This is a genomic window from Arthrobacter sp. H5 (assembly GCF_000520595.1).
Classification (GTDB): Bacteria; Actinomycetota; Actinomycetes; order Actinomycetales; family Micrococcaceae; genus Arthrobacter_D.
This window is the reverse complement of the sequence record NZ_KI914987.1, coordinates 58,497-66,965: the sequence shown is the minus strand read 5'-3', so window position 1 is coordinate 66,965 and position 8,469 is coordinate 58,497. Positions and strand designations below refer to the sequence as shown.

Sequence of the window (8,469 nt, the reverse complement as noted above, 5' to 3'; positions counted from 1 at the left end):
GAGCCGCTCCAGGATGGCCAAAGCCGTGGTTCGGTCCATGGTTGTCCAGAATGGCGGAAGTGCTGCCCGCAGGAACCCGCCGTAGCCGGCGTGTGCCAGCCGCGAGTCCAGGACGGCAACCATTCCGCGGTCGCTGGATGCCCGGATCAGTCTTCCCGCTCCCTGCGCAAGCCGAACGGCGGCGTGTGTGGCGGAGACATTCATGAAGCCGTTGCCGCCGGCACGCGCAACCGCCCGGCTCCGGGCCGTCATGAGCGGATCATCGGGGCGCGGAAACGGTATCCGGTCGATGGTCACGAGCCGGCAGGACCGCCCAGGGACATCAACACCCTGCCACAGGGACATGGTGCCGAACAGGCAGGTGTCAGGCTCGTCTTGAAACTGCTTGACCAGTGCGGACATGGACGATTCACCCTGGCACAGGATTTCCACATCCGTCCTCTGACGCAGCGCGTCCGCCGCCTCTTCCGCCGCGCGCCTGGATGAGAACAGCCCCAGCGCACCACCCTTGGATGCCTTGATGAGTGCTTCTAGTTCATCCAGTTGCTCGCTGGAAGTGCCTCTGCCTGGCTTTGGCAGGTCCTTCGCCACATAGAGGACGCCCTGCTTCGGGTAATCGAACGGGCTGCCGACATCTACGCCTGTCCAACTAGGCGCGGCCTCCCCCACCAGTCCCAGCGCTCCGGCAACCGGGCCAAACTCTGCACCAATGGCAAGGGTTGCGGACGTCAGCACCACGGTGTGCTCGGCAAAGAGTCCTTCGCGGAGTTTTCCCGCCACCGAAAGCGGTGCGATATTGATAGTGACCGGTGAGGTCTCATCCGGTTGGGAGTAGCCCGAACCCGGCGAGAACGTGCTCGGCCTCGACGCCCACATGACCTCATTCGCACCGGCTGCCGCAGCCATTCTGTCGCACAGTTCAAGAATCACCAGCAGCCGTGAGCGGGCCATTTGACGGCCGCCGTCGGCCGGCGATCCGCTGTCCGGCTTCGAGTCCGAAAGCGCCACGCGGCATGCTTCCCGCACCTGGGTCAGGGCGAGTGCCTGATCCTCGTTGATGCCGGCAGCCATCAACCCGGATTGCACGGCATCGAAGGCATGTTCGAAGGCGGACTGGGCCGAGTTAAGTGCCTCAACCGTGATGGCCGTGTGGCGGCGCGCTGCCGCTGCAGCCGCACCGACCATGACGGCGGACAGTTGTCCGGATACGGCCGAGGTAACCCGGTCATGGAGTTCGTGGGCCTCATCGATGACCACTACATCATGTTCCGGAAGCACGGCTAGACCTTCGAAAGCGTTAATGGCCAGCATGGCGTGATTAGTAATGACAATGTCGGCCTGGCCCGCCTTCTCCCGGGCACGTTCGCTGAAGCACTCCTGCGCAACGGGACATTTTTGGGCTCCAAGGCACTCCATGCTTGTGACAGATACCTGCCGCCATGCGCGGTCGCTGACTCCCGGTACCAGTTCATCCCGGTCACCCGACTCGGTGTCCTCCGCCCATTCGCGCAGCCGCGCGACCTCCCGGCCCATCGGTGTCGAAGGCCCCGCGCTGGGGTGCGGCGCAGCATTCTCCTCCGCGAGGCTGAACAGCGCGCCCGGTTCGTCCTCGTCAGGGAAGCCGCCCCCGGTCTTGTGCCGGCACACATAGTTTCCGCGTCCCTTGAGCAGTGCCACGTCAACAGCGCGCGGCAACTCATCCTTCACCGCATCGAGTAGCCGCGGCAGGTCTCTTCCCACAATTTGAGCCTGCAGGGCAAGTGTGGCTGTGGATACAACTGATGGCTTGTCGCTGTGGAGTGCGTGGGCCACCAGCGGGAGCAGGTAGGCAAGTGACTTTCCGGTCCCCGTTCCGGCCTGGACCAGAAGGTGCGTGCGGGACTCGATGGCCTCCTGTACCTGGCGGGTCATCTCATGCTGACCCGCCCGGTTTTGACCGCCCATCGCCCCGACCACTGTGTCGAGAAGTGCAAGTGGACTAACGCCGCCGTCAGCCATGCCGAAGGAAAGGCTCCAGTTCGGCCGCCAGTCCCTCGCGCACCATGACATCCAACCGGGTGCCGTCCTCCACATGCTCAAGGCTCAGGATCTCCGCGTCCTCGTTGTGTAGCCTGCTCACCACGTCCCCGCGCTCGTAAGGCACCAGGAGCTTGAGTTCAACGCTGGGGCGCGGAATGGAGTTGCTGATCGTATGGAGCAACTCCTGAATCCCGTAGCCCGTGCGGGCGGACACCACCACATGCCTTGGCTCGCGCTGCCTTAACCGTTCGACCACAAACGGGTCCGCGGCGTCAGCCTTGTTCAGAACAATGATTTCCGGGACCTTCCGGGCATCGACATCCGCAAGAACCTCCCGGACTGCCGCAATCTGTCCCTCAGGATCCGGGTGGGATGCATCGACCACATGCAGAATGAGATCGGAGTCTGCAACCTCCTCCAGCGTTGAGCGGAACGCCTCCACCAACTGCGTGGGCAGGGATCGCACGAAGCCAACGGTATCGGCCAGCGTGTAGCCCAGCCCGTCCGCTGTTTCGGCGCGTCGGACGGTTGGATCAAGGGTTGCGAACAGAGCGTTTTCCACCAGGGCACCGGCATCCGTCAGGCGGTTCAAGAGCGAGGACTTCCCGGCATTGGTGTAGCCGGCAATGGCCACGGAAGGAATCTGATGACGACGCCGGTTGGCGCGCTTGGTCTCGCGTGCCGGCTTCATGGCGCTGATTTCACGACGGAGCTTGGCCATGCGCGTGCGGATCTTCCTGCGGTCCAGTTCGATCTTGGTTTCACCGGGGCCGCGCGAGCCCATGCCCGATCCGGCACCACCCACCTGGCCACCCGCCTGACGGGACATCGACTCGCCCCAGCCGCGCAGCCGGGGAAGGAGATACTCAAGCTGGGCCAGCTCAACCTGCGCCTTACCCTCTCTTGACTTGGCGTGTTGAGCGAAAATATCAAGGATGAGTGCGGTGCGGTCAATGACCTTGACCTTGACAATGTCTTCCAGGCCGCGGCGCTGGGAGGGCGCGAGTTCGCTGTCAATGATGACGGTGTCCGCGCCGGTGGCGGCCACAATGTCCTTGAGCTCCTGTGCCTTACCGGAACCCAAAAAGGTGCCCGGGTCGGGTTTCAACCGGCGCTGGATAACACCGTCGAGGACCTCGGACCCTGCGGTTTCCGCCAGGGCCGCAAGCTCGCGCAGCGAGTTTTCGGCGTCGGCCGCGGTGCCTTCGCTCCAGAGACCCGCAAGAACCACGCGCTCCAGGCGCAACTGCCGGTACTCTACCTCGGTGACGTCCTCAAGTTCAGTGGACAAACCGGCCACGCGGCGCAGCGCGCGCCGTTCAGCCAGGTCCTGCTGCTCGCCGTCGAACGTTGAATGCCCGCTGTCCTGCTCCGAGATAGCCTGTGCCCTGGCCTTCTCGGTTTTCCCAAACCGGCCCGTGCCCTCTTTGGAGGACGCTGCCTCATCATGGGAAAGGATCCTGTCGATGACCGCCTGGATCTCGGCCGGTCCCATCTCCGGTTCCGGCGTTGCCGATGCCCCGTTGTTCGTGGTCATGCTCTCCTAAAATTACGTGTCCTCCCATGGTAGTCGCTGACCACGGCGGGGCCGAGGCAATTCACTCTGCGCGCAATCGACCGGCAGGGTGCCTGGACCGGGTAGGCAATGGACCGCATTAGGCTTGGTGACTATGGATTCGCAGCACTACTTCAGCTCCCAGCCTTCGGGACCGGACAAGCGCAGGCCGTTGGCGGTTGTCCTTGACGGGAAGGAACGCAACCTGGTCACATCGGGCGGCATCTTCAGCCCGGATGGCATAGACAAGGGAACAGGGATCCTTCTGGCGGAGGCACCGGAGCCCATCGGCCCCCATCTGCTGGATATCGGATGCGGCTGGGGACCCCTCGCCCTCACCCTCGCGCTCAAGAGTCCCGGATCAACAGTGTGGGCGGTCGACGTGAACGAACGTTCTCTCAGCCTGACGCGGGACAACGCTGCGGCGCTTGGATTGCAGAACGTCCGGCAATCACTGCCCGACGACGTCCCGTCCGACCTCCGGTTCGACACCATCTGGTCCAACCCGCCCATCCGCATCGGAAAGGAAGCGCTGCATTCTCTGCTCCTGATGTGGCTCCCGCGGTTGGCCGACGGCGGTACGGCCTGGCTGGTGGTCCAGAAGAACCTGGGAGCAGACTCACTGCAACGCTGGCTCGCCGACCAGATGTCCGGCTATTCAGTCTCCAGGGCAGGAACGTCCAAATCATTCCGCACCCTGAAGATTGTCCGCCCGCACCTGGGTGGTACGGGCGGCTAGAGGAACGTCCCGCCAGCCACCAGCACGGCAGGCCCGCTCAGGTGCACGTGCTCGCGCCCGTCCGGCCCTGCGTGGAAGCGCACGCCCACTTCGCCGCCTGGAACCCTGACTACCCAGTCCGCCGGTGCGCCTGTACCGGCCCAGAATCGGGTGGCAGCTGCTGCTGCGCACGCTCCCGTCCCGCAGGATTGGGTCTCGCCGACGCCGCGTTCATGGACGCGCATGGTGACGTGGCCAACGCCGTCGTGCACCAAGGGGTCGTGGGGTACAACAAATTCCACATTGGTGCCATGGGCGGGCTGCGGTTGAACCTGCGGCGCGTCGGCGAGACGCGTGGCGCGCAGCTCGGCGAGTTCTGCGAGTGCAACCACCGTATGCGGGTTTCCCATGCTGATGGAGAGCGCCGGGCGTGGCACTTCGAGGCCGTCGGCTTCCACCAGGGAATCCATGCCCTTTCCGTTGGCGTCCTCCGGATGAATAAACTCCCAGGGGCCCATGTCTACGGAGTAGCCGGACGTGGTCCGCTCCACCACTTTGATCCCCGCCCGCGTAGCAATGACGGCGGTTCCTCCGTTGTCCAGTGCCATCAGGCGATTGCTGATCAGGAATTGCACAAACACGCGGACGCCGTTGCCGCACATTTCGGAGATTGATCCGTCGGCGTTGCGGTAGTCCATGAACCATTCGGCATCTGGATTGGTCTGCAGGAGCGCCCTCCCCTCGGGAACGAGTGTGGACCTGACAGCACGGATGAGTCCGTCGGCGCCGAGCCCTCTGTGCCGGTCGCACGCAGCCGCAGCCTGATGGGCACCGATCTCCAGCAAACCATCCGGGTCTGCTATCAGGATGAAGTCGTTTCCTGTGCCGTGTCCCTTGGTGAATGGAACTCCGGACAGGCCGGTTTCTGGCTGTAGCTGTAGTGAGGGATCTGTAGTCACCTCTTTAGGATAGGCGGTGACTGCGGTTGACGGCTTCAACGGACCGGGCCACCAGCTCAGGGTCTTCCCAGTCCAGCCACTGCACCCTTGGATCTCCGCGGAACCAGGTCAGCTGCCTCCTGACGAACCGGCGGGTGGCCGCGATGGTGTCTTCCACGGCGTCAGCTTCGCTCCACGTTCCGTCGAGCACGGCAAGGAACTGGGAATAGCCCAGCGCGCGGGCGGCTGTGCGCCCATCCCGGAGCCCTTCGTTCTCCAACGCACGCACTTCCTCAAGCAGGCCGGCAGCGGCCATGGCATGCACCCGTTCCGCCAGACGGAGGCGAAGCTTCTCCCTGTCCACGGACAGCCCCAGCTGAACCGCCGGTTGGTGGTAACGCCGCTGCGGCATGAATGAACTGAACGGCCTGCCCGTCACCTCATGGACTTCCAACGCCCTGATCAGCCGCCGATCGTCGTTCAGCCTCTCCGCCGAGACCGGGTCGACCGCCTGCAGCCTCCGCCGCATCGCTTCAGAGCCAGCCCGCTCCAGCTCTTCTTCCAGCCGGGAACGCACCTGGGCGTCTGTTCCGGGGAACTCCAATTCATCGAGTGCGGCCCTCAGGTAAAGGCCGGACCCGCCCACCAGGATGGGCAGCCGGCCACGCGAGCGTACATCGTCTATCGCTGCGCGGCACTGGCTTTGATAGGCGGCAACGCTTGCTTCGTCACGGACATCGAGGATATCGAGGAGATGGTGCGGGACTCCTCCCCGCTCCGCCGGTGCCAGCTTTGCGGTTCCGATGTCCATGCCCCGGTAAAACTGCATTGAGTCGGCATTGATCACCTCACCGTTAAGGGCATGCGCCAGCGCTATTCCCAGTTCCGACTTTCCGGAGCCGGTGGGTCCGACGACGGCAACTACGGAGCGCATGGAGCCTTCGACCGGGTTGTGGCGAGGCACGCTAGCTGCTGCGGACGGGCAGGGCCGGCATGCCCAGGGAAACACCGGTTCCTCCGGAAGCCGCCCCGGCTCCGCACGAGTCTGCCTGCGAACGGTCCCAGGCGTCGCCTGCCCGCGAACGGCGGACGCTGTATCCCTCCGCGCCGGACGGATCGGCGATGAGGTGGAACGCCGCCGCCTTGGTGATGGTCACTGTCACGAGGTCTCCAGGCCGTGGCTGCTCCGCGCCGTCGGGCACGCTGAAGTGGACCAGCCGCTGGTCCGGTGCCCGGCCGCTGAGGCGATGAGTTTCGTGGTCTTTCCTGCCCTGATGCGCGGTGACCATCACTTCCACCTCGCGGCCCACCTGAGCGGCGTTCTCTTCTGCCGCAATACGGTCCTGGAGCGCGGTGAGACGTTCAAAGCGCTCTTGAACCACTGCCTTGGGCAACTGGTCGGGCAGCTCAGCGGCAGGGGTGCCGGGTCGCTTGGAGTACTGAAAGGTGAACGCGGTGGCGAATCTGGCCTGCTCCACCACCCGCAGCGTTTCTTGGAAGTCTTCTTCGGTTTCGCCGGGAAATCCAACAATAATGTCGGTGGAAATGGCCGCCTGGGGCATGCGTTCGCGCACGCGGTCCAGGATGCCGAGGAATTTGGATGAGCGGTAGGAGCGCCGCATGGCCTTGAGGATGCGGTCGGAGCCCGATTGGAGCGGCATGTGCAGTTGGGGAGCCACATTAGGAGTCTCAGCCATCGCGTCGATGACGTCGTCAGTGAACGCCGCCGGGTGCGGACTCGTGAAGCGTACGCGTTCGAGCCCTTCGATCGAGCCGCAGGCGCGCAGCAGTTTGGCGAAGGCGCCGCGGTCGCCGAACTCGACGCCGTAGGAGTTTACGTTCTGGCCAAGCAGTGTGACCTCAATGGCTCCGTCCGCTACGAGGGCCTCGATTTCGGCGAGGATGTCGCCGGGCCGGCGGTCCCGTTCCTTCCCGCGCAGCGCGGGCACTATGCAGAACGTGCAGGTGTTGTTGCAGCCTACCGAGATGGACACCCACCCCGAGTACACCGCGTCCCGCTTGGTGGGCAGCGTGGAGGGAAACACATCGAGGGATTCGAGGATTTCGAGCTGTGCCTCGTCATTGTGGCGGGCACGTTCCAGCAGTGCCGGGAGCGCGCCGATATTGTGTGTGCCGAACACCGCGTCCACCCACGGAGCCTTCCGCAGGATGGTCTCCCGGTCCTTTTGCGCCAGGCAGCCGCCCACGGCAATCTGCATGCCGGGCCTGGTTGCCTTGACGGAGGCCAGCATTCCCAGGTTTCCATACAGTTTGTTGTCGGCGTTCTCACGGACGGCGCAGGTGTTAAACACAACGACGTCGGCCTGCGCACCCGCCGCGTCGGCGTACCCGGCGCCCTCAAGAAGTCCCGCGATCCGTTCCGAATCATGAACGTTCATTTGGCAGCCATAGGTGCGCACCTCGTAGGTACGGCTTGCTGACGGTGCGTCACCGGCAAACGGTGCAGTGGAAGTTCCGGGAAGTGTAAGGCTCACCCGTTAAGCGTACGGCTGCCGGGCTGCCCGGTCACAATCTGCGGTGTGGGTGGGCATGGGCCTCATGGTCGACGGTGGGCCGCCGCTGCGCTTAGGACTCACCGATAAATAACTCAGTCTAATAGCGTTTTTGGTGGGATAATGGTGTATGCCCATTTCTGCTGAAGTCGTCGAATCCCTCCGTGCAAAGTTCGATACGATGTTGCCCCACCTGGATGAACGCTCCGCCCGTCTTCTGTTGGCTGCGGAGGCACGTTCCCTGGGTCATGGTGGTATTGCCGCGGTTGCCAGGGCTTCCGGGGCCGCGCGTTCCAGAGTCCAGCAGGGTGTCGCTGAGTTGGAGGCCGGCACCAAGCCCCTGGGTCGTGTTCGCCGGGCCGGTGCAGGGCGGAAGACCGTGACCGACAAGGACCCGGGCCTGGTTCCGGAACTGGTGGAACCCACCCGCCGCGGGGACCCCGAATCAGCCCTGTCCTGGACCACGCTCTCCACCGGGAAACTCGCCACGGAGCTCACCGAAAGGGGGCACCCGGTAGCCTCGGACACCGTGGCGAAACTCCTCAAGGACAACGGTTTCAGCCTGCAGGCAAATGCCAAGACACTCGAAGGCGGACAGCATCCGGACCGCGATGGCCAATTCAGCTACCTCAACAACCAGGCCACCGGGCACCTGGACGCGGGCCAGCCAGTCATCAGTGTCGACACCAAGAAAAAGGAACTGGTCGGGCAGTACAAAAACAACGG

7 protein-coding genes are annotated in these 8,469 nt (G+C 64.1%); 2 read left to right on the top strand and 5 right to left on the bottom strand.

Translation table 11 applies throughout. From position 1 onward, the window contains the following. Together Y708_RS0107275 and hflX are read right to left on the bottom strand one after the other, a co-directional pair. On the bottom strand, positions 1–1,998 hold a 1,998-nt coding region (locus Y708_RS0107275; protein ID WP_028279411.1), incomplete at its 3' end, for an ATP-dependent DNA helicase. Next, positions 1,991–3,556 carry a GTPase HflX gene (gene hflX / locus Y708_RS0107270; RefSeq protein WP_028279410.1) on the bottom strand — a complete coding sequence of 522 codons (1,566 nt, stop codon included), beginning with the start codon at positions 3,554–3,556 and terminating at the stop codon, positions 1,991–1,993. The genes hflX and Y708_RS0107275, both read right to left, overlap by 8 nt. 133 nt (positions 3,557–3,689) lie before the next feature. Here hflX and Y708_RS0107265 point away from each other — a divergent pair, with 133 nt between their 5' ends. Further along, positions 3,690–4,313: a class I SAM-dependent methyltransferase gene (locus Y708_RS0107265; protein ID WP_028279409.1), complete on the top strand. Its 624-nt coding sequence runs from the start codon at positions 3,690–3,692 to the stop codon at positions 4,311–4,313. Here Y708_RS0107265 and dapF read toward each other — a convergent pair. From dapF to miaB, 3 genes are read right to left on the bottom strand one after another with little or no spacing between them, the layout of a single operon-like run. Continuing rightward, complete coding sequence (gene dapF / locus Y708_RS0107260) at positions 4,310–5,251, bottom strand: diaminopimelate epimerase (RefSeq protein ID WP_028279408.1); 942 nt, start codon at positions 5,249–5,251, stop codon at positions 4,310–4,312. The genes Y708_RS0107265 and dapF overlap by 4 nt on opposite strands. A 4-nt stretch (positions 5,252–5,255) precedes the next feature. Continuing rightward, positions 5,256–6,164: a tRNA (adenosine(37)-N6)-dimethylallyltransferase MiaA gene (gene miaA, locus Y708_RS0107255; RefSeq protein WP_028279407.1), complete on the bottom strand. Its 909-nt coding sequence runs from the start codon at positions 6,162–6,164 to the stop codon at positions 5,256–5,258. Positions 6,165–6,195: 31 nt separating this feature from the next. Beyond that, positions 6,196–7,725, bottom strand: coding sequence for a tRNA (N6-isopentenyl adenosine(37)-C2)-methylthiotransferase MiaB (gene miaB, locus Y708_RS0107250; protein ID WP_081746562.1), 1,530 nt, complete (start codon positions 7,723–7,725; stop codon positions 6,196–6,198). 148 nt (positions 7,726–7,873) lie between these two features. On the opposite strand from miaB, the gene Y708_RS23585 reads away from it, so the two are divergent. Continuing rightward, positions 7,874–8,469, top strand: a 596-nt coding sequence (locus Y708_RS23585; protein ID WP_035775634.1) for an ISAzo13 family transposase, incomplete at its 3' end; no start/stop codon positions are given.